Annotated in this window: 16 protein-coding genes, 1 tRNA gene and 1 pseudogene; 8 read left to right on the forward strand and 10 right to left on the reverse strand. The window is 73.3% G+C overall.

What is annotated here, in order from left to right; all coding sequences use genetic code 11:
• Positions 1-111 precede the first annotated feature (111 nt).
• Positions 112-1,191: a DUF2637 domain-containing protein gene (locus ACZ38L_RS29780; RefSeq protein ID WP_465699001.1), complete on the reverse strand. Its 1,080-nt coding sequence runs from the start codon at positions 1,189-1,191 to the stop codon at positions 112-114.
• A gap of 388 nt (positions 1,192-1,579) precedes the next feature.
• On the opposite strand from ACZ38L_RS29780, the gene ACZ38L_RS29785 reads away from it, so the two are divergent.
• A complete protein-coding gene (locus ACZ38L_RS29785; RefSeq protein ID WP_465699003.1) occupies positions 1,580-2,311 on the forward strand; it encodes a TerD family protein in 732 nt (243 codons plus the stop codon).
• A 37-nt stretch (positions 2,312-2,348) separates the two neighbouring features.
• Here the strand turns inward: ACZ38L_RS29785 and ACZ38L_RS29790 are convergent, their stop codons facing one another.
• On the reverse strand, positions 2,349-3,356 hold the full coding sequence (locus tag ACZ38L_RS29790) for a TerD family protein (protein ID WP_465699005.1): 1,008 nt from the start codon (positions 3,354-3,356) through the stop codon (positions 2,349-2,351).
• A 197-nt stretch (positions 3,357-3,553) separates the two neighbouring features.
• On the opposite strand from ACZ38L_RS29790, the gene ACZ38L_RS29795 reads away from it, so the two are divergent.
• The 3 genes and pseudogenes from ACZ38L_RS29795 to ACZ38L_RS29805 all read left to right on the forward strand — a co-directional run bounded on the left by ACZ38L_RS29795 (position 3,554) and on the right by ACZ38L_RS29805 (position 8,074).
• Positions 3,554-4,648 carry an HpcH/HpaI aldolase/citrate lyase family protein gene (locus ACZ38L_RS29795; protein WP_465699007.1) on the forward strand — a complete coding sequence of 365 codons (1,095 nt, stop codon included), beginning with the start codon at positions 3,554-3,556 and terminating at the stop codon, positions 4,646-4,648.
• Positions 4,645-7,229, forward strand: a pseudogene (locus ACZ38L_RS29800) (phosphoribosyltransferase). Before ACZ38L_RS29795 ends, ACZ38L_RS29800 begins: the two are co-directional and overlap by 4 nt.
• Positions 7,229-8,074, forward strand: coding sequence for an HAD family hydrolase (locus ACZ38L_RS29805; protein WP_465699009.1), 846 nt, complete (start codon positions 7,229-7,231; stop codon positions 8,072-8,074). Before ACZ38L_RS29800 ends, ACZ38L_RS29805 begins: the two are co-directional and overlap by 1 nt.
• 16 nt (positions 8,075-8,090) lie before the next feature.
• On the opposite strand, the gene ACZ38L_RS29810 is transcribed toward ACZ38L_RS29805, so the two are convergent.
• Both ACZ38L_RS29810 and ACZ38L_RS29815 read right to left on the reverse strand, forming a co-directional pair.
• A complete protein-coding gene (locus ACZ38L_RS29810) occupies positions 8,091-8,303 on the reverse strand; it encodes an FmdB family zinc ribbon protein (RefSeq protein WP_465699011.1) in 213 nt (70 codons plus the stop codon).
• Positions 8,304-8,367: 64 nt separating this feature from the next.
• Entirely contained in the window at positions 8,368-9,756 is a 1,389-nt protein-coding gene (locus tag ACZ38L_RS29815; protein ID WP_465699013.1) for a hypothetical protein, read from the reverse strand.
• Positions 9,757-9,920: 164 nt separating this feature from the next.
• On the opposite strand from ACZ38L_RS29815, the gene ACZ38L_RS29820 reads away from it, so the two are divergent.
• Positions 9,921-9,992, forward strand: a tRNA-Val gene (locus ACZ38L_RS29820).
• 96 nt (positions 9,993-10,088) lie between these two features.
• Here the strand turns inward: ACZ38L_RS29820 and ACZ38L_RS29825 are convergent.
• The 3 genes from ACZ38L_RS29825 to ACZ38L_RS29835 all read right to left on the reverse strand — a co-directional run bounded on the left by ACZ38L_RS29825 (position 10,089) and on the right by ACZ38L_RS29835 (position 12,591).
• Positions 10,089-10,853, reverse strand: a complete 765-nt coding sequence (locus tag ACZ38L_RS29825; RefSeq protein WP_465699015.1) for a site-specific integrase — start codon at positions 10,851-10,853, stop codon at positions 10,089-10,091.
• Positions 10,854-10,945: 92 nt separating this feature from the next.
• Positions 10,946-11,341 (reverse strand): hypothetical protein, encoded by a 396-nt coding sequence (locus tag ACZ38L_RS29830; RefSeq protein WP_465699017.1) that lies wholly within the window; start codon positions 11,339-11,341, stop codon positions 10,946-10,948.
• Entirely contained in the window at positions 11,338-12,591 is a 1,254-nt protein-coding gene (locus tag ACZ38L_RS29835; RefSeq protein WP_465699019.1) for an IS4 family transposase, read from the reverse strand. The genes ACZ38L_RS29830 and ACZ38L_RS29835 overlap by 4 nt, the downstream gene beginning before the upstream one ends.
• 648 nt (positions 12,592-13,239) lie before the next feature.
• Between ACZ38L_RS29835 and ACZ38L_RS29840 the strand changes: the two genes are divergently transcribed.
• Together ACZ38L_RS29840 and ACZ38L_RS29845 are read left to right on the forward strand one after the other, a co-directional pair.
• Entirely contained in the window at positions 13,240-13,650 is a 411-nt protein-coding gene (locus tag ACZ38L_RS29840) for a hypothetical protein (RefSeq protein ID WP_465699021.1), read from the forward strand.
• Between the two features lie 31 nt (positions 13,651-13,681).
• On the forward strand, positions 13,682-13,918 hold the full coding sequence (locus tag ACZ38L_RS29845; RefSeq protein WP_465699023.1) for a DUF6087 family protein: 237 nt from the start codon (positions 13,682-13,684) through the stop codon (positions 13,916-13,918).
• A gap of 297 nt (positions 13,919-14,215) precedes the next feature.
• Here ACZ38L_RS29845 and ACZ38L_RS29850 read toward each other — a convergent pair whose 3' ends face one another.
• Entirely contained in the window at positions 14,216-14,821 is a 606-nt protein-coding gene (locus ACZ38L_RS29850) for a hypothetical protein (protein WP_465699025.1), read from the reverse strand.
• Positions 14,822-15,247: 426 nt separating this feature from the next.
• Between ACZ38L_RS29850 and ACZ38L_RS29855 the strand changes: the two genes are divergently transcribed.
• Positions 15,248-15,817 carry an NUDIX hydrolase gene (locus tag ACZ38L_RS29855; protein WP_465699027.1) on the forward strand — a complete coding sequence of 190 codons (570 nt, stop codon included), beginning with the start codon at positions 15,248-15,250 and terminating at the stop codon, positions 15,815-15,817.
• Positions 15,818-15,928: 111 nt separating this feature from the next.
• On the opposite strand, the gene ACZ38L_RS29860 is transcribed toward ACZ38L_RS29855, so the two are convergent.
• Entirely contained in the window at positions 15,929-16,633 is a 705-nt protein-coding gene (locus tag ACZ38L_RS29860) for a DUF899 family protein (RefSeq protein WP_465699029.1), read from the reverse strand.
• A 152-nt stretch (positions 16,634-16,785) separates the two neighbouring features.
• Positions 16,786-19,596, reverse strand: coding sequence for a penicillin acylase family protein (locus ACZ38L_RS29865; RefSeq protein ID WP_465699032.1), 2,811 nt, complete (start codon positions 19,594-19,596; stop codon positions 16,786-16,788).
• Positions 19,597-19,670 lie beyond the last annotated feature (74 nt).

Genomic DNA, 19,670 nt, shown 5'->3' on the forward strand with positions numbered 1-19,670 from the left:
CCCCCCCCCCCCCCCCCCCCCCCCCCCCCCCCCCCCCCCCCCCCCCCCCCCCCCCCCCCCCCCCCCCCCCCCCCCCCCCCCCCCCCCCCCGCCGTCGGTCCGTCCGGTCGCTCAGCCGAGGCGCTGCTCGATGGCGCGCAGCTTGCGCTCCAGGGAGTCGAGCGGCGAGTCCAGCCGGGGCAGCGAGAGGGTGTCGTCCTCCGCGGTCAGATCGATGCTGGCGGACGGGCGGTCCGTGCCGGCGCGCCGGCTGGCCCGGCCCGCGGCGACGGGCTCCAGCGCGGCCGGACGGTCGCGGTCGGTCGGGTCCTCGGTTGCGGCTAGTGCAGGCTCCGTAGCGGCCTGGCCGTCGCCGGCGCCGGCGGTCAGCGCGGGCACCTGCCGGCCGCCGCGGGCCCGGGCGAGCATCCCGCCGCCCTGGCGGGAGATCGCCTTCAGCTCGGCGCGCTCGCGCCGGTCGGCGCTGCGGGCGCGGACCTTGGCGTCCAGCTTGGCCTGCCGCTCCTCGCGGACCTCCTCGACCGCCTCGTCCAGGCTGCGCACGTTCTCCAGCAGCATCAGGGACCAGGCCGCGTAGGTCTCGCGCGGGGCCCGCAGCCAGCGGACGATCCGGATCTGCGGCAGCGGGCGCGGTATCAGGCCCTGCTCGCGCAGCGCGGCCCGGCGGGTCTGCTTGAGCGCCCGGTCGAAGAGGATGGCCGCCGAGATCGACATGCCGGAGAAGAACTGCGGGGCGCCGGCGTGCCCGCCGCCGCGCGGGGCGTGCACCCAGTTGAACCAGGCCGAGGCGATCGCGAAGACCCAGACCAGCAGGCGGGAGCCGAGCGCGGCGTCACCGTGGCTGGCCTCGCGGACGGCGAGGACGGAGCAGAACATCGCGGCGCCGTCCAGGCCGAACGGGACCAGGTACTCCCAGCCCCCGGAGAGCCCGAGGTTCTGGGTGCCGAAGCCGACCAGGCCGTGGAAGGAGAGCGCGGCGGCGACCCCGGCGCAGCAGAACAGCAGGACGTAGGAGGCGATTCCGTAGACCATCTCCTTGCGCCGGCGGCGCTCCTCGCTGCGCTCCCAGGAGTCCCCGCTCTCCTCGGCCTGCTTCGTCTTGTAGCGCAGGGTGGCCACCAGGATGGCCGTGAAGAGCAGGGCCGCGCCGCCGACGACGGCCCAGACCAGCTGTATGGAGGAGAGTGTCATGACGGCGTGGGCCTCTGCTTTCCGCAGGTCAGAGCAGGGTTTCGGGATTCCGGTGACTGGTGCAGACCGGGTGGCGCCGGCCTCCCCACCGGGCACGGCCCCCTGACGGTGCGTCGCGCCGGCGTCGGCCGGCGGGGCGTGCCCAGGTGTGACGGAAGGACACCTGTGCGGCTAGACGATATCGCGTCCGGAGCGCCGGCATGCTACGGGATCCGAGGTTGACCGACCATCCGCCGAGTGGGTGTCCGAACCGACGGTGACTCAGCAGGCCGGGCGGGTATGGACGCAGTGCGCGGATTCCGGTCGGCCGTCGGCCGGTCCGGTACGGAATGATCGGTCAGACGAGGGTCCGTCAGGCGCGGGCCACGAGGGGTTGGGGGCGGTCGGCATGGTCACGGTCTGGGAGTTCCTGCGGGGGGAGCGCCACCTCGCGGCGGACCCGGTGAGCGTCGGGGGCAAGGTCACGCTGACCAAGTCCCGGCCCCACCACCCGATCACCGGGGACGGGCCGACCACCGGCACGCTCTACGTGAACCTGCACTGGTCGCAGCGGGCCGACACCCGCTCGCAGGGCCAGTTGCGCCGCCGGCTGCTCCAGCCACGGCTGCTGCGCCCGACCGAACCGGACGGCTTCCAAGGCGGGCAGCTCAACGTGGACCTCGACCTGGCCTGCATGTACGAACTCACGGACGGGACGCGGGGCGTGGTGCAGCCGCTCGGCCAGTTCTTCGGGGACCTGCAGCACCCGCCGTACATCAAGCTGAGCGGGGACGACCAGTACGGTGCGCCCTCCGGCGAGACGATGTACGTCAACCTGGAGAAGAAGGACCAGTTCCGGCGGCTGCTGATCTTCGTCTACATCTACGACGGCACGCCGGCCTTCGACCAGACCCACGCGCAGATCCAGATCGTGCCGCCGAGCGGGCCGCGGATCGAGGTGAACCTGGACGAGCGGGCGCCGTCGGCGCGCTCCTGCGCGGTGGTGCTGATCGAGAACCAGGGCGGGCAGCTGACGGTGCGTCGCGAGGTGCGGTACGTGCACGGGTTCCAGTCGGACCTGGACCGGCTGTACGGCTTCGGGATGCAGTGGCAGCGCGGCTACAAGGAGCCGCAGGGGTGACGGCCCGGCCCGCCCGTTCCGGGGCGGGCCGTCGGGATCAGCGGGACTGGAACTGCGGGCCCTGCGGGGGCAGCACGAAGGTCGGGTCCGGTGGGGGGAGCGGCACGGTCTGCGGGGCGGGCTGCGGGGGGTAGCCGTAGCCGGGCTGCTGGGGCGGGTAGCCGTAGCCGGGCGGCGGCGGAGCGGTCGGTGGGTAGCCGTAGGCCGGTTGCGGTTGCGGTTGCGGCGGGGCCGGGTAGCCGGTGGTGGTGGGCTGCTGCGGGTAGCCGTAGCCGGGCGGCGCGCTGGGCGGCGGGAGCGTCGGAGGCGCGGTGGGGCGCGGCGGGGCGGCGATGGTCGGGGCCGCCGCGGCCGCTGCCGGGGTCGGCACCGGCGGCGGTGTGGCCGCGGCGGCGGAGGCCGGGACGGCGGGGGCCAGCGTGTAGGTGCCGGGCTCCTCGCGCGGTGCGCGGGCGGGCGCGGCCGGGGCCGGGACGGCGGGGGCGGCCGGCTCGTCGTCCTCCACCGCGATGCCGAAGTCGGTGGCCAGGCCGCCGAGCCCGGAGGCGTAGCCCTGCCCGACCGCCCGGAACTTCCAGGTGCCCGCCCGCCGGTAGAGCTCGCCGCAGACCAGCGCGGAGACCTCCTCGACGTCGGCCACCGGGAACTCGGCCAGCGGCGCGGCCCCGGCCGCCGTCGGGGCCGCGTCGTACAGCAGCACGCGCAGCCCGTGCACCGCGCGGAACGAGCCCTCCTCGGCGGACCCGGCCAGCACCACCTGGTCGATCTCGGCCGGCAGCTTGGCCAGGTCGACCTCGATGCTGTCGGCGATCTCGTCGCTCTCGGTCAGTCGCTGCTTGGGCAGGTGCCGGACCAGGCCGGAGGGGTGGCGCGGCTGGTTGTAGAAGACGAAGTCGGCGTCGGAGCGGACCCGGCCGTCCACGCCGAGCAGCAGCGCGGAGGCGTCCACGTCGGGCCCGCCCGGGGCGCCGGCCCAGCGCAGCACGACCCGGACCGCCGCCACGGCCAGCGAGATGTTGGCGCCCTTGGCCATCACGTGCGTCATAACGGCCCATCCTGCCCGTTCGGCGCCGTCGTGGACAACGCCGGGGGCCGCCGGGTCGTGGACGCGGATGCTTGCGCGCCGTCGCAAGTGGTTTGTGAATGGCGAATCGGACGGTAATCTTCCGAAAATTCGATGCTTCAGGATGATGGGCCGAGCACGGGAAGCCCGGTTTCCGCGTTCCCCTCCGGGAGTTCACCTTGCGCCATTTCGGCCACCTCGGCGCCGACGCGCGCCAACGGCTCTTCCTGTCCGAGCCGGTGCCGTTCGACCGCCACAGTGCCGCCGGCACGCTCGCCACCGCGCTGGGTGCCACCCTCTACTGCCCCGCCACCCGGCCCGCGCTGGCCGAGGACCTGCGCAAGCAGGCGGCCCGCGGGGTGACCTCGATGGTGCTCTGCCTGGAGGACGCGATAGCCGAGGGCGAGGTGGCCGGCGCCGAGCGGAACCTGGTCGAGCAGCTGCGCGGGCTGCGGCCGGTGGACCGGCTGCCGTTGCTCTTCGTCCGGGTCCGCACGCCCGGGCAGATCACCGGGCTGGTTCGCCGGCTCGGCCCGGCGGCCGGGCTGCTCAGCGGGTTCGTGCTGCCCAAGTTCACCGACCAGGACGGCGCGGAGTACCTGGAGCGGCTGGTCGCGGCCGAGCAGGCCTGCGGGCAACGGCTGTTCGCGATGCCCGTGCTGGAGTCGCCGGTCCTCGCCCACCTGGAGAGCCGGCGCGCCCGGCTGTTCGGGATCGCCGCGCTGCTCGACCGCTACCGCGAGCGGGTGCTCGCGGTGCGGCTCGGGGTGACCGACCTCTGTTCGGCGTACGGGCTGCGGCGTTCGGCCGGGGTGACCGTGTACGACCTGGCGGTGGTGGCGGGGGTGATCGGGGACGTCGTCAACGTGCTGGGCCGGTCGGACGGGACCGGGTACACCGTGACCGGGCCGGTCTGGGAGTACTTCGGGGCGGAGGGGCTGTTGCGGGAGCTCGAACTCGACCGCGCCAACGGGCTGGTGGGCAAGACCTGCATCCACCCGGGCCAGGTACCGGTGGTGCACGCCCGGTCGGTGGTGACGCACGAGGAGTACTGCGACGCGGGCGACGTGCTGGCGCAGCAGCGGCGGGGCGGCGGGGCGCGGCGGTCGGCGTACACCAACAAGATGAACGAGGCCGGGCCGCACCGGGCCTGGGCGGAGCGGGTGATGCGGCGGGCCGAGGTGTTCGGGGTGGCCCGGGCGGGTGTCGGGTTCGCGGAGCTGCTCGCGGCGGCCTCGGGCGCGGAGCTCGGTGTGCTGGCGGGGGCGCGATGAGCGGGGTGTGGAGCGGCCGGTGGGTGACCGAGCGGCTGGGCATGGCGCTGCGCGGCCCGGCGGAGCTGCCGGAGCTGCTCGGGCTGGCCATCCGGCACGGCAACGAACGGCGGGCCCAGCTGTTGGTCTCCCGGGTGCTCGGCAAGCACGTGCCGCAGCGGCCGGCCGTGGTGCGCGGCGCCGGGCACCGACTCGGCCGGCGAATAGGGGAGTTGATCGGCCCGGCGGAGGCCGGGCGGGCGGTGGTGCTCGGCTACGCGGAGACCGCGACCGGCCTCGGACACTGCGTGGCCGAGGCGCTCGGCGTGCCGTACCTGCACTCCACCCGGCGGTCGGTGGCCGGGGTGGCGTCGGCCGGCGGGTTCGAGGAGGAGCACTCGCACGCCACCTCCCACCTGCTGTTGCCGGCCGACCCCCAACTGTTCGCCGGAGCAGGCCCGTTGGTCCTGGTTGACGACGAACTGTCCACCGGGCGGACGGTGTTGAACACGATCGCCGCTCTGCACCGGCGCCGGCCGCGGGAGCGCTATGTGCTGGCCTCGCTGGTGGACCTCCGCGGACCGGCGGATCGCGACCGACTCGCCACGTTCGCCCGGGAGTTGGGCGCTCGGGTGGAGGCGGTCGCGCTGGCCGAGGGGAGGCTGGAGCTGCCCGAGGGGACGGTCGAGCGGGCCGGCCGGCTGGCGGCGGCGCTGGCCACGGGCCCGGAGCCGGCCACGGACGCGGTCACCGGGACGGCCGGCGGAGGAGGCGCACCGGTCGTCCGGGTCGACCCCGACTGGCCGGCCGACCTGCCCGACGGCGGACGGCACGGCTTCACCCCCGCTCACGGTGAGCTGCTGGCCCGCACCCTGCCCGGCCTGACCACCCGGGTGGCCGCCGCGCTGCGCGGTGACGAGCGCCGAGTCCTGGTGCTGGGCTGCGAGGAGCTGATGTACGTGCCGCTGCGGCTGGCCGACGCGCTGGCCGAGCGGCTGGGGGAGCGGGCGGACGTCCGGTTCTCCAGCACCACCCGCTCGCCGGTGCTGGCCGTGGACGACCCCGGCTACGCGATCCGGACGGCGCTGACCTTCCCCGCCCACGACGCCCCGGCGGACGGGCCGCGGGAACGGTACGCGTACAACGTCGCGCCCGGGGCCGACCCGGCGCGGCGGTTCGACGCGATCGTGCTGGTAGTGGACTCGGTGGGCGACACGCCCGAGCTCGCGGGGCTGACCGGGCGGCTGGCGGGGGTGACCGACCGGGTGCTGCTGACGGTGCTCCCGTCCTTCGTGCCCCCGTCCGGCCCGCCGCTGGAACCCAGCTGGCGGCCCGTACGTTTGGCCACCCGGTGACCGGACTCCCCGCGCCGCCGCCCGCCCGACCCCTGCCGTCTGCCCTGACCAGTGCCCGACCGGGTGCCCCCTCGAAGGCGAGCCTCCCGATGCCGACCGACCTCCCGCCGTCGCTGCCCCGGCCGCTCCACGGTCCCGAGTTCTCCTCGTACGCGGCCGCCGAGGTCGGCTGGCTGCTGTCCGACCTGTCGGGGATCGCCCTGGAGGCGCCCGTCGAGGAGCGCGAGGAGGCGGTGCAGTCCGGCGGCGCGCACTACGCGGAGTCGCTGCCGGTCGAGTACCAGCCGAGCCCCGAGTACCAGGAGCTGTTCCACCAGGCACTGCGCGGCTCGGCGCGGCGGATCGCGCTGGCCGTCGGCACGGTCACCGAGGCGCTGCTGCGGGAGCGCGGGCGGGGCGTGGTGATCGCCTCACTGGCCCGGGCCGGCACGCCGGTCGGCATCCTGGTCCGCCGCTGGCTGGTCGCCGTGCACGGGATCGACGCGCCGCACTACGCCGTCTCGATCGTCCGCGGCAAGGGCATCGACCGGGTCGCGCTGCGCTACCTCGCCGCTCACCACGACCCGGCCGATGTCGCGTTCGTGGACGGCTGGACGGGCAAGGGCGCGATCGCCCGCGAGCTGGCCGACGCGCTGGCGGACACCCCCTTCGACCCGGAGCTGGCGGTGCTCGCCGACCCCGGCCGCTGCGTGCGCAGCTACGGCACCCGGGACGACTTCCTGATCCCGTCCGCCTGCCTCAACTCCACGGTCTCCGGCCTGGTTTCGCGCACCGTGCTGCGTGACGACCTGATCGGCCCGGGCGACTTCCACGGCGCCAAGCACTACCCGGAGCTGGCCGGCGCCGACGTCTCGCACGCCTTCCTGGACACCGTCACCGACCACTTCCCCGCCGTGCGCGAGGAGGCCGCCGCGGCGGCGCTGGTGCTGGCCGCCGAGGACCGCACGCCCACCTGGGAGGGCTGGGCGGCGGTGGAGCGGATCAGCGCGGAGTACGGCATCGGCAACGTCAACCTGGTCAAGCCCGGGGTCGGCGAGACCACCCGGGTGATGCTGCGCCGGGTGCCCTGGCGGGTGCTGGCCCGGCGCGGGGCGGGCAGCGACCTGGAGCACGTGCGGCTGCTGGCCGCGCAGCGCGGCGTGCCGGTGGAGGAGGTGGACGGGCTGCCGTACTCCTGCGTCGGCCTGATCCACCCGCGGTTCAGCCGTGGCGGGGTGACCGACGAGACGGGCCTGGCCTTCGCCTGATGGCGCATCAACTCACTCTGGTCGCCTGCGATCTGGACCGCACACTGATCTACTCCCGGCGGGCTTCGGGATTGGGCCGGGCCGACCACTCCACGCCGCTGCGCTGCGTGGAGTGGCGCGAGGGCGCGCCGCTCTCCTATCTGACCGAGCAAGCGGCCCGGCTGCTGGGCGAGTTGGCCGCCGAGGCGATCATCGTCCCGGTCACCACGCGGACCCGGGAACAGTACGCCCGGGTCAACCTGCCCGGCCCGGTGGCGAATTGGCGACCGTCCTACGCGATCTGCGGCAACGGCGGGCGGTTGCTGGTGGACGGCGCGGCCGACCCGGAGTGGGACGCCGTGGTGGCCGCCCGGCTCGCCGCCGACTGCGCCACGCTGGGCGAGGTGGTCGAGCAGTTGGCCCGCCGCGCCGACCCGGCGTGGACCCGCGGGCTGCGCACGGCCGAGGGGCTCTTCGCCTACCTGGTGGTCGAGCGGGAGCTGCTGCCGGCCGGGTGGCTGGTGGAGCTTACCGGGTGGTGCGCGGAGCGCGGCTGGACCGTCTCGCCGCAGGGGCGCAAGGTGTACGCCGTGCCGAAGCCGCTGACCAAGAGCGCGGCGCTGGCCGAGGTGGTCCGGCGGGTCGGCGGCTCGCCGCTGGTGCTGGCGGCGGGTGACTCGCTGCTCGACGCGGACCTGCTGCTGGCGGCGGACCAGGCCTGGCGCCCCGGCCACGGCGAGCTGGCGGAGCTGGGCTGGCCGGCCGAGAGCGGTGGTTCGGTGACCGCGCTGACGGAGCGCGGGGTGCTCGCGGGCGAGGAGATCGTGCGCACCCTCCTCGCCCGCGTCCGGGCCGAGCGGTCCTAGCCGCGGTAGCGGGCCCTCAGCCGCAGCAGCCGCCTCCGCAGCAGCCGCCACCACCGGCGGGTTGCGGGGCGGCCGCGCCGGCCGCGCCGGTCACCGCGACGGTGGAGAGCAGCTTCACGGTGTCCGGGTGACCCTGCGGGCAGACGGCGGGGTCGTTGGCCTGCGCCATGGTGCGGCGCAGTTCGAAGGTGGCGCCGCAGGCACGGCAGCGGAAGTCGTAACGAGGCATGCCCGCAGCGTACCGCCGGCTCCGGTCGCCGGCCGGTGCATCCGGCAGGATCCACGAGTCCGGCCTAGCGGCCGGCGTGCTCGCCCCGGATCATCGCCACCACCTGCGCGGCGGTCTCCCGCACCCCGTCCAGCTCGGTCAGGAACCGCCAGTAGTCCGGGTGCCGGCCGGCCTCCGCGAGCGAGGCCACCGCGCGGTCCAGCCGGCCGACCGCCGCGTCCAGTGGGCCGGCGTGCCGCGGGTCCGGCGTCTGACGACCCGCCATCGCGAGCCGCTGGGCGTCCCGCAGCGCGAACCTGGACCGTTCGACCTCCGCCTGCGGGTCGCGCTCCGCCTCGTTCAGCCGGCGCAGCCGTTCGGCCACCGCCGCCACCGAGCCGTCCGCCGTCCCCAGCAGCGCGCGGATCGTGCCGATCGTCGCCGTGGCGTCGGCCCAGCGCTGCTCGTCCCGGGCGGTGGACGCCTCGGCCAGCCGCGTCCGGGCCGTCCGGACGGCCTCCGCGGCCTGCTGCGGCACCCGTTGCAGGTCCTGCCAGCAGGCCGCCGAGAAGCGCCGGCGCAGCTCGCTCAGCACCGGCTCGATCGTGCCGGCCCGGTTCTCCAGGGCCTGGATCCGGGTCCGCAGGCTGGCCACCCGGCGGTCGATCTCCTGTGCCCGGGCCGGCCGCTGCTCGGCGTCGGCGCGGATCGCCCCCGCCCGCCGCTCGACGTCGGCGGCCCGTTGCAGCGTGGCCGCCACCCCGTGCCGGGCCGCGCCCTCGTTCAGCCGGGTCAGCTCCGGCGCCAGCCCGGCCAGCCGGGCCGCCAGGTCGTCCGCCCGCAGGCCGGCCGCCCGCACCGCGTCCAGTGCGTTCGTGGCGCCCAGCAGCTCCTGCTTCGCCCGGGCCACCGCGGGGGCGACCTTGACCAGCTGCGCCTCCGCGTGCTGGACGAGGGGCTGCAGCCGCTGGACGAACGTGCCCAGCTCGGCCAGCTGGGCCGCCAGCTCGGCGCGGGCCTGCTCCAGCCGCCGGCGCGCCTCGGCGGCGGCGCCGGGCGGCAGTTCGACGGCCTCCAGGTCGCAGGTGTCGAGCGCGGCGAAGTAGCCGACGCTCACCTGGTTGATCCGGGCCGACAGGCTCTGGAAGTTCTCCACGGCCTGCCGCGCGGTGGCGGTGTCCTCGGCCGCCCGGACCGTCTCGACCGCCAGCTCCGCCTCGCGCTGCGCCGTGTCCAGCTGGTAGAACGCCTCCTGCGCGGCATCCCGGGCGGCCAACGCGTCGGTCCGCTGCTGGTCGTTGCCACCGCGCCGCCACCAGGCCCCCCGGCCCCCGCCGCCCGGCCCGGCCCCGGTGAACGACCCGGCCCCGGCCGCCATGGCCGCCATCGCGAGCGCACCGGCCACCGCCAGCGGGGTCAGCACCAGCTCCGTCGCGAGCCGCGTCCCGTACCCCCGTGTGCTTCCCGCCCTCACGCGTGCTCCCTGCTCCGCAGCCGATCCGACCCCCATTGTCGCCGACTCCGGCCCGCCTCCCCCGACCCGACCCCACCCCGCCGGCACACCCTGCACCCCACCGCCGACCGGACCAGGTACTCTTACCTTTCACCGCGCGGCCACCCCCTTGGCATCCGCGCCGGGGGCGCGTAGCTCAGTGGTAGAGCGCTGCTCTTACAAAGCAGATGTCGGCGGTTCGAAACCGTCCGCGCCCACTCCTCTGACCAGCAGCGGAGCACGAACAATGGGCCCTTCCAAGATCACTTGGAAGGGCCCATTGGCGTAGTTGCGGACATCCTGGGGACGTGGCGTCAGGCGGCCGTCTCCCCGGGGACAGCGGGGGGGGGTACGGCTGGCTCCGCCGGGGCCTGCCCGGCAGCAGCGGCGACCTTGTCGGGGGCCACGGAAGGGGCACGCGGGACGAGTAGGAGTGGCGCCTCTGCCTGGGCTTGCTCGAACTGCGGGAGCACCGAGGTGTAGGTGTCGGCGGTCAGCCCGCAGGAGGAGTGGCCGAGCATGACCTGGATCGCCTTCATGTGGATGCCGGCGGCGAGGGAGAGCGTCGCGGCGCAGTGCCGTAGGTCATGCAGGCGAACGGGGAGGAGGTCGTGCTTCTCCAGGAGTCGGCCGAACGCCTGTGAGAGGTAGTTCGGGTGGTAGGCCGTCCCGTCCTCCCAGGTGAAGACGAGACCGCTGTTGGTCCAGGCGTGGGCCTCGTCCTTCTCCCATTCCTCGCGCTCGGCCTGCTGGCGTGCCTGCCATAGTTCGATGAGCTTCTTGGTCTCCGAATCCAGGACGATCGTGCGGGCGCCGCTGTCGCTCTTGGGCGTGTCCTCCCAGACCTCGTAGTCAGAGGTGACCAGTTGCTCGGAGATGTGTGCGATGCCGAGTTCCAGGTCCGTCTCGGCCCAGGGCAGCCCGGCCGTCTCGCCGCGCCGAAGACCGCGGAAGACCATGAGGTGGAACATGGGGTAGAGCCGGTGTTCGGCGACGCAGTCGAGGAACCTGCCGGTCTGCTCCGGGGTCCACACCATCACCTTTCCCGGCTTGATTCCGGTCTCGCGGTAGGCCTTCACCCGAGCCGGGGTCCAGACGAGCGGCTTGGGCGGCGTGTACTTGGGAAGGGTGATCTGCTTGGTCCAGTGGAAGTTCCCCCAAGGCCGGGAAGTTAACGTTCATCGCTGCTCGTCAAGCGAGTTGACGCAGGGTCATTGGTTGCGCTGTAGCGGCCCCGCCGGGGTTTGTCGATCAGTCCGTCGTCGGCCCAGCGGTTCAGCTGCCGGTGCGGGCTGGGCAGTGTGACATCGCCGAGGTGGCGGGCGAGTTCGCTCGGACTCCACAGGCGGGCGGGGTCCTGCCGGAACAGTTCGAGGACGCGTTCCCGGCGTCGACCGCCCGGGGCGAGGTGCCATTCGAGTGCGGTGGCGGTGGGGAGTTCGACGGACTCGGATGGCGCGAGCACCACGATGTCGAGGCCGGTCACGGCCTGGCTGCGGTCAGGTCGACCGTCGGGGAGACGTTCGTGGTATCGCGAGATGGGCGGCTTCACCTTGCGGGTGCTCACGCGCGGGCGGCGCGGCGGCAGCAGGTCGTCCTGGAGGCGCTGGATGAGCGCGTCGGTCGGGCCGCTTGCGGGGGTGTGTGTTGCCGGAGCCTGGCCGAGCTGCTCGCGGGTGGTCTGCACGGCGGTGGAGAAGCTGCAGCGGTCCGGGTCGGTGCCGGGCCGGGCCTCGGTGGCCTCGGGACCATCGCCGTACGCGGGAGCTGGTAGAGCGTCAGCACCGACCAGATCTCCTGTTCGACTCCGGCGGGGTCGCCGGAGCGCAGGACGCGTCCGTGCATGATTGTGTGGCGTAGGGCGTAATAGGCGGACTCGTGCTCCCAGCGCTGGTGGTAGAGGCGGACCAGGGCGCCGGCCGGGTAGCGGCGCGCGCAGGTCAGCGTGGTGGCCAGCCGGTAGGTTCCGGTGAAACTGCTCCCGTCTGCGCAGGACACCGTGATGTGCGCCTCGATGATGCGGACCGGGAGGGCGCCCAGGACGGACAGGTACGAGCCGTCGTGCGGGCGCTGGAGGACGGGCGGGCGTCGGCGGGAGTTCAGGCGCCCGAGGATCTGGGTGCCGGTGGAGGCCGCGGCGGCGAAGAAGGCGTTGCTGTCGAAGCCGCGGTCCCACAGTACGAGCATGTCCGGGCGCAGGTGGTGCAGCAGGCGCGTGGCGTAGGCGGTCTCGCTCTCGGCGGTCGGCCCGAAGACCGCGCCGATCAGCGACCGGGTGCCGCTCTCCACCATCGTCATCAACTCCACCATGGGATAGGCGTATCCCGTGCCGAGCCAGGCCCGGTTGCGCTCGGTGTTCGGGACCTTGATCGAGCTGCAGCCGTCGAAGGAGACCGGGCGGTAGCGGCCGAAGCGCACGCCTGGCGTGTGCGGCTGCGCGAGCGGGCCGCACAGCACCTCGCACAAGCGCCGCATCGGCGCCGCACCGATGCGGCGGCGCAGGTCGCGTAGGGCCTTCGCGCTCGGCGCGGTGACCGCGTGCCCGGCCAGTCCCGCCGTCAGCTTCCGCCACACCCGCCCGTATCCGACCTCCGGGAACAGGCACATCGCCAGCAGGAAGAACACCCCGACCCGGGAGGGAAGATCCCGCAATCGGCGCTGTTGGCCACCGTGCTCGTCCAGGACCGCGTCCACCAACTCGAACGGGACAAAGGCGGTGAGACCGCCCAGCTGTCCCGGGGCGAACCTGCCCAGCGCCGACTCGATCACGCGCGCGGCCAGAACCCGCCCCGGCGGCAGGGCATACTGAAGAGGCAACGGAGCTCCCAGAATCAAGCGGTCTTGGTCGACTGCTGTTCCAACGGGGCTCCGTTGCCTGCAGTTTCGCCAGCACATCGCTGCCAGAACACCCCTTGACGAGCAGCGATGAACGTTAACTTCCCGGCCTTGGGGGAACTTCACCTTCGTGGCTTGGCGATGCTTGAGATCCGAGCTATGGCGCGACGACGCAAGCCGTTGGCCGGGTGGCCCGACGACGACTTTGTCGCGTGCATCGCGTGGCTCGCCGATCTGTGCCACAACATGCCGGCGGATCCCTCGCGGACGTGTCGTTGGTGGCACTGGAGCGACCGGCGTCGCCCTATGGACTGGGCCTGGAAGGTTGCTGGGCCGGCCGGCCGGGAGTGGATCCTGACTTCGCTGGCGAAGGACGGAATGGACTGGACCCCGCCATCAGGGTAGTAGCAGCCGGGCCGTCCGTGGGTCCTGGGCAGCGTGCCGACATCCTCCAGCGAGCCGGGCCTGATCGGATCACCGCCACTTGCGGCACACAGTCGATCCCCTGGGCGCGGGGCGAACAAGCCGCGCCGGGCGCTGTCGTGATCGTCCCGATCGGCTGGGGCTGGTGAAGGTCGTCGTCCACGACGGTCATGTGCACAGCCGGTCCCTGCCCGAGGAGCTCACTTCATGCCGCGCCGCGTCGCCGCCGCCAAGCCCCGGTTCGCCGAGTTGGACACCACCAAGCCGACCCGAACGACCGTGCCTGTAACGGCCCTTTCGGACCACCTCCGGTTCCCGCTCCCGCTGGCGCTTCCCGGATACGACCGGTGTAGCTGGCTTGGCGAGGGCAACCGGGTGGCGGCCGTTGGTGTCTGGACGCCGGACGGCTCGACCGCCACCGCCCGTACTGACGGCACAGTGCGCCAGATCGGCCCGCGTCGGCTCTGGGAAGTGGTCGAGGAGCCGCACGGCCTGTTCAACGCGGCGCCAGCTCGCGGCGAGTTCGGACTCACGATCACCCACGAGGGACAACGGGCATGGTGGCGCACGGAGGACGGCCCCGGCTGGGACCCGCCCGAGGTAGCGTTCGCTGCGTAGCCTCGTCGGCACGACGGTGTAGGAGGGCGTGGTGGAGGAGTCACTGGAGGACTGGTACGCCCGGCGGCAGCAGCGCCAGCGCTCACCTGGCACCCTTCGGATACTCCCCCTCGCCCCCGGGGTGCAAGCCGCCCACCTGCATCCGGAAGCGCCGAGGCTGGTCCTCGAATGGGACGGCTACGGCTGGGTGCCTGCTTCGGTGGCCGATGACTACGCCGCAGCCGGTGCTCTCCTACGGCCGCCCACTGGGCGGCACCGCAAGGTCTGAAGAACAACAGCTCCGGCGTTCCGCTGGCCTGACGCTGGCTGAGACGTGATGATGCGCCCCGCCGCCGGCAGGTGGCCGGTGGTAGGGCGCGTCCACTTCGTTGGGCCGGCGGTGACTTGACGTTCGACGCGGTCCACGGCGTCGCGCGGGCTCGCGCCGCTGTCGGGGTGGAGTTCGTGTTCGACGGCGGCCAGGCGCTCGGCTCCGGGCCGTCCGTGGCCCCGCGTACCGCCACGGAGCCGGGCGCGCCGGTCCGGGGCCGGAGCCGGGGTCCTTCCGGTGCTCCGGGCGGGACTGTCACCACTCGTCGTAGTCGCCGATCACCCGGAAGCTGCCCACGACGCCATCGTCACCGAACAGGCCCCCGTGGACGGTACTGGTCACCACGCCGTTGGTGTCGCCGTACGGACCCACGGTGGCGACCGGGGCGCCGTTGTCACAGGTGAAGCCACGGAAGACCTCGACGGTCTTCCGACTGTCGTTGAAAATGCTGAAGCTGCTGGAGCCCAGTCCGCTGACCGCGGAGATGCAGCCCTCGCCGGCGGCGGCGTACTCGCGTTCGTTGAAGTAGATCCTTCCGATGTCCCGGTGCCCATGGCCGCGTTCGCCGCCCTCGTGGTCGCGGTCCCGGTTCCGCTCCTCGCCCGCGCGTCCGCCGTCTTGGTGGTCGCGGCTCTCGCTCTGCTCTCCGCTCGTGCTGCCGCCGGCCGGTGCAGCCGCGGCAGCTGCGGCAGGGGCGGCCTGCTCGACAGGCTGAGCCGCCTGCTGGACCGGTGGGGCCGCCTGCCGGACGGACGGGGAGGCGGGGGTGGATCCGGACGTCGAGGCGTAGGTGATACCAGTGGCCGCGAGTACCGCCGCGCCTAATCCGGCAGTGGTCACGGTGAACGTACGCGTACGCATGTCACTTCTCTCTGTCTCACGGGACGTCGGCCGGGCGACCGACCTGCGACGAACGTAACGAGAGGCCCCATGGCTGTCATTTCGGACATGTCCGAGGTGTGATGCCATGAGTCCAGCCAGGTGTAAATGCGGCTTTCGCCGCATACCGTTGAAGCATCCGCACCTCGCGGGGCCTCTTCCGGGCCGAGGTCCGTTCCGTGCGGGCCCTCCCGTCGCGAGTGAAGCCGTCTGGTTCTCCAGGGCCTTCGCTGGGCCGTCCGGGGCCGGCCGATGATGACCGACGACCTCGGGCGCTGACCTCTCGCATGCTGGTCCGGGCCGTGGGGCACCTCCCCCAGGTCGCCGCAACGGCTCGGCGTGCCCGACGGCGGCGCGGCGGCGGGGAATTCGATCGTGGTGGGTGGGGTGGCACCCTACGATGACCGCATGAACGGTGAACGGAGTGTGCTGGAAGGGCTGTTGGGGCGCTACCGGCCGCAGGGGGAGCGGGAGGCCGCGGATGTCGCGCGGGTGCGGGCCGTGCTGGCGGGCGGGGGTGACCCGTGGTCGCGCGAGACGGCACTGCACGTGACCGGGTCGGCGTTGGTCGTTCATCCGCCGACCGAGCGGGTGTTGTTGCGCTGGCACCAGCGGCAGCAGGCGTGGTTGCAGGTCGGGGGTCATGGGGACCCGGGGGAGACGGATCCGCTGGCGGTCGCGCTGCGGGAGGGGCGGGAGGAGACCGGCCTGACCGATCTCCTCCCGTGGCCGGACGCGGAGTTGGTGCAGGTGGTGATCGTGCCGGCGCCGGCGAACGAGCGGGAGCCGGCACACGAGCACGCCGACCTCCGCTTCGTGCTGGCCACCCACGCACCGCAGACGGCGCGCCCGGAGAACCCGGCCGCCGCGCTGCGTTGGCCCACGCTGGCGGCGGCCGGGGAGCTCGCCACCGAGCGGAACATGCGGGAACTGCTCGCCAGGGTAGGGAGGTTGTTCGCCGCGCGGCGGGCGGGGTGAGGTCCGGACGTGGCCGTGCGGTACGCCCGGGCGGCGGAGGGGTTCGACGGGCGGGAGCGGGGCGTCGCCGTCGTGGGGCCCTGCCGTTCGGTGCGCGCCCGGGTGCGGTGCTCAGTACTCCAGCCCGGGGTACCAGTCGCCGCGGCCCCGCGGGGTGAGGTCCAGCAGGTGCCAGACGGGGGAGAGCAGGTCGATGCCGCGCTGGTCGATGTCCTCGGCCATCCGGGGCCGGCTCGTGTAGCGATGGCGCACGGTGCCGTCCTCGTCGCGGGTGAAGACCGAGACGGTGGAGCCCTGGTTGCCCTCGGCGTCCTCGCTGCCGAGGTCGTACTTGAAGGTGTTGGCGCCGCAGCTGAGCAGTCGCAGCCGGTCCCAGCCGCGACGGCGGGCGTGGGCGCGCAGCGGGTGCGGGTCGGCGGCCGCGACGATCGCGAAGTCGACGTTGCGGGCCAGGTGGTGGGCGATCGCGTTGTAGCCGTCGATCCACATCGTGCACATCGGGCACGGGCCGGTCTGCCGCTTGCCGTACATGAAGTGGTAGACGACGAGCGGCCGGTTGGTGGCGGTGAACAGCTCGCTCAGCCGCACCTCCGCTGCCGGGTCGTCGCCGTCCTCCAACTGGGCCGGCCCCTCCAGGAAGGTGTACTCCGCCAGCGCCGGGCCCGGTGGGAGGGCGCGGCGCTGAGCCGCGACCCGTTCCCGGTTCCGCATCAACTCGAGCTCGGCGAGCCGCAGTTCCTCGCGGGCCGCGAGGTAGGCGGGCGTCTCGCCGGGGAGCCGGGTGCCGTACGGAGTGAAGGGGTCAGCGGGCGTCATGGACCGATCCTGGGACGACGGGGCGGCGGCGGGTGCCGCCGGTACTCCCGGCCAGCCTCGGCGCTGCCCGCCCGCCGGGCAACCGGGGCTGCGCCGTCCGGGGTGGGGGTGGCCGCCCGGATCCCGGGCGGCCACCCCCTTCGGGACGGCGGTCAGCGGTGGGCGGGGAACTGCACCACCTGCTGGTAGGTGGGTCGGTTCTGCCAGGTGATCTTGTCGTCGGTGATGCCGCCCAGCGGCCGCTGGATGATGGTGTCGGCGCACCACTGGTCACCGGCCGAGCAGTCGCTGTCGCCCGGGTAGACCTGGGCCGGGGTCTCGGCCGCGGCCTGGCCGAGGGTGGTCAGCAGCATCTGCCGGCAGGCGGAGAGGTCGCCGCCGCCGCAGAACGGCTGGGCGAGCGGGCCGGCCACCGGCTCGCCGAGGACGGTCCGCAGGTCCTTGTCGACGTAGCTCCACCAGCCGTACTGGAAGGACGAACCCTTGTGCGGGATCGACTCGTTGGCGCTCACCGGGCCGCCGGAGGTCGGTCCGGTCTGGCCGCCGGACGGTGACTCGTTGATCTGCAGCGCCCCGGTCAGGGCGCTGAACAGGGCGTCTCCCATACCGGGTTGGAACTCGCCCTGGGCCAGTAGTGGCCACCAGGCGTCCATCACGCGGATCGCGTCGGCGTCGGCGTAGCTCTGGCTGCCCGGCGACGTCTCCCTCAGCTGCGTGCCGTCCGCCTGCCAGGCCTGCAACTCCGCTACGGCGGCAGCCTGTTGGGGATCGGTCACCGGTGCGCTGGTGATCACCTTGAGCAGGTCGGGCAGCACGTCCTCGCCGCGCAGGTCGGTCAGCGCCGCGCTCTCCATGGCCTGGACGACCTCGGCGCGGGTCACGTCGCCCTTGGCGACCAGCGCCTTGACCCGGCTGTCCAGCAGGTTGGCCCGGTGGACCGAGCCGTCGCCGAAGCCCGCGGCGCCGTAGGCCGGGGCCTGCTTGTTGTTCCAGGAGACGTAGTAGTCCTGGTCCACGGACTGCGGATGCTGGGCGGGTGGGGTGTAGTCGGCGGTGTTGGTGGCCGGGTCGAAGTTCTGCCACTCGTAGGCGGGTTCGGCCCAGGTCGGCAGGCCCGGGTCGACGCCGGCGGCGCGGACCGGGTTGGCGCCCGAGTTGTAGTAGGCGGTGTCGGTGGAGTCCGCGTAGAACCAGTTGAAGGTGTAGTCGATGTGCTGCACGGCCTGTTGGAAGGTGGCCGCGGAGTGCACCACGTCCGGGTCGTTGAGCATCTGGAAGCCGATGATCGAGTCGACCTCGTGGTCGTAGGTGGAGCGCAGCGAGGTGAACGCCACCGGTTTGCCGCCGACCGTGCCGCGGGCGGTCACCAGGCCGTAGTCGGAGCGGTACATCACCAACGAGTAGGAGCCGTCCGGGGTGGAGTCGGCGGCGGTCGGGGACCACTGGTCGGTCTGCGTCAGCTTGTCGAAGGGCAGGCAACTGCCGTGGTAGAGGTAGTCGTTGGAGGCCGTGGTGACCGGCGAGCCGTCGGTGGTGCAGAGCGGGACGGCGTAGGTGTCGGTGATGTCCTGGCCGGCCGAGGTGGCGCTCCAGGCGTAGTCCTGGCCGCGGCCCAGCTCGACGTAGAAGCTCAGCCCGGCGAAGGCGGCGCCGCGGGCGCTGATCCCCGGCCCCTGCAACTCCTCCAGCATCAGCAGCTGCGGTGCGAAGTAGCCGGTCTGCGGGCCGAAGACGGCGATCGGGTGGCCGTCGTCGGTGTACTTCCCGGACACCACCAGGGCGTTGGACATCCCGTGCTTGGCGGTGAGCAGGTTGCCGGGCAGCACGCCGGGCGCCGCGGTGGTGTTCGAGGTGGCCGATCCCGTCGCGTCGTAGATGAGTTGCTCGGGGACCACCGAGCCCGGGTCGGGCATCGCCACGCCCTGTGGGTCGGCGGGCGGCAGCGCGTACGGGAACGACTGGCCGTCGTGCACCGTGCTGACCGCCTCCGGGTCGTCGGCCTCCCGCAGCGACAGCCAGAGCTGGTCACCGGCCGCCGTACCGTACTTGGCGTCGGCCGCCTCCTTGACCTCGGCGGACTGCAGTTGGCCGCCGCCGCCGGAGCCGAACAGCGCACCGATCACCGAGGCCAGTGCCACCAGGTCGGTCAGCGTGAACGGTTGGATCGAGCCCTCGTTGGTGATCGCGTTGATGTGCCCGGTCAGATCGTACTCACCGGGGAAGTAGCGGCCGTTGTAGGAGTCGTTGATGTACTGGTTGATGCCGTCCACGTAGGCCTGCGCGTCGGCCAGCGCCTGCTTGCCGGCCGGGCCCTCGGTGGCGACCGCGTTGATCTGCGCCTGCAGCTCGTCCTCGGTGTACGGCGCGGCCTGCCAGAAGCTCTGTTCCAGCTGCCGGTTGGCCGCCGCGCCGCCCGCGAAGCCGGACAGCTCGCCGCGGCCGACGTGCCGGAACAGGTCCATCACCCAGAGCCGGTCCTGGGCCGCGGCGTAGCCGGCGCCGAACTCGGTGCCGTAGCGGGTCGTGCCGGTGATGTGCGGGACGCCGGTGGCCTTGTCGCGCACGATGGTGACGTCCGGGCGCGGGCTGATGCTGCTGGCCACCTGGTCGGCCGGGACGCCGAACGAGGCGTCGTTGAAGAAGTCGGTCAGCTGGGCGTCGGTGAGTCCGGGGTAGCTGTTGGCCAGCGCGGCGTAGGTCGAGAGCTGGTCCTCGGTGTGGGCGGGCCGGGTGCCGAAGACCTTGTTGGCGAGGATGTCGGCCAGTGTGGCGTTGCCGTTCTCGCCGGGCGGCAGGATGTCGTCGCACTGCCCGCCGCAGTAGTCGATGGCGGTGGTTCGAGGGGTGGCCGAGGCCCCGGCCGCGGTGGCGGAGGCCGGGACGGCGGTGGCCGGCAGGGCGATGCTGAGGGCGACCGCTAATCCGGTGCCCAGGAGTCGGAGGTGCCAGGGGCGTCTGCGCAAGACCTGCTCCTCACTGTGGGGGTGGGGAGTTGACGGTAAAGGCGCTACTGGCCGGTTGGCTAGCCGGTGTGCGC

This window comes from Kitasatospora sp. NPDC024654 (assembly GCF_055559155.1).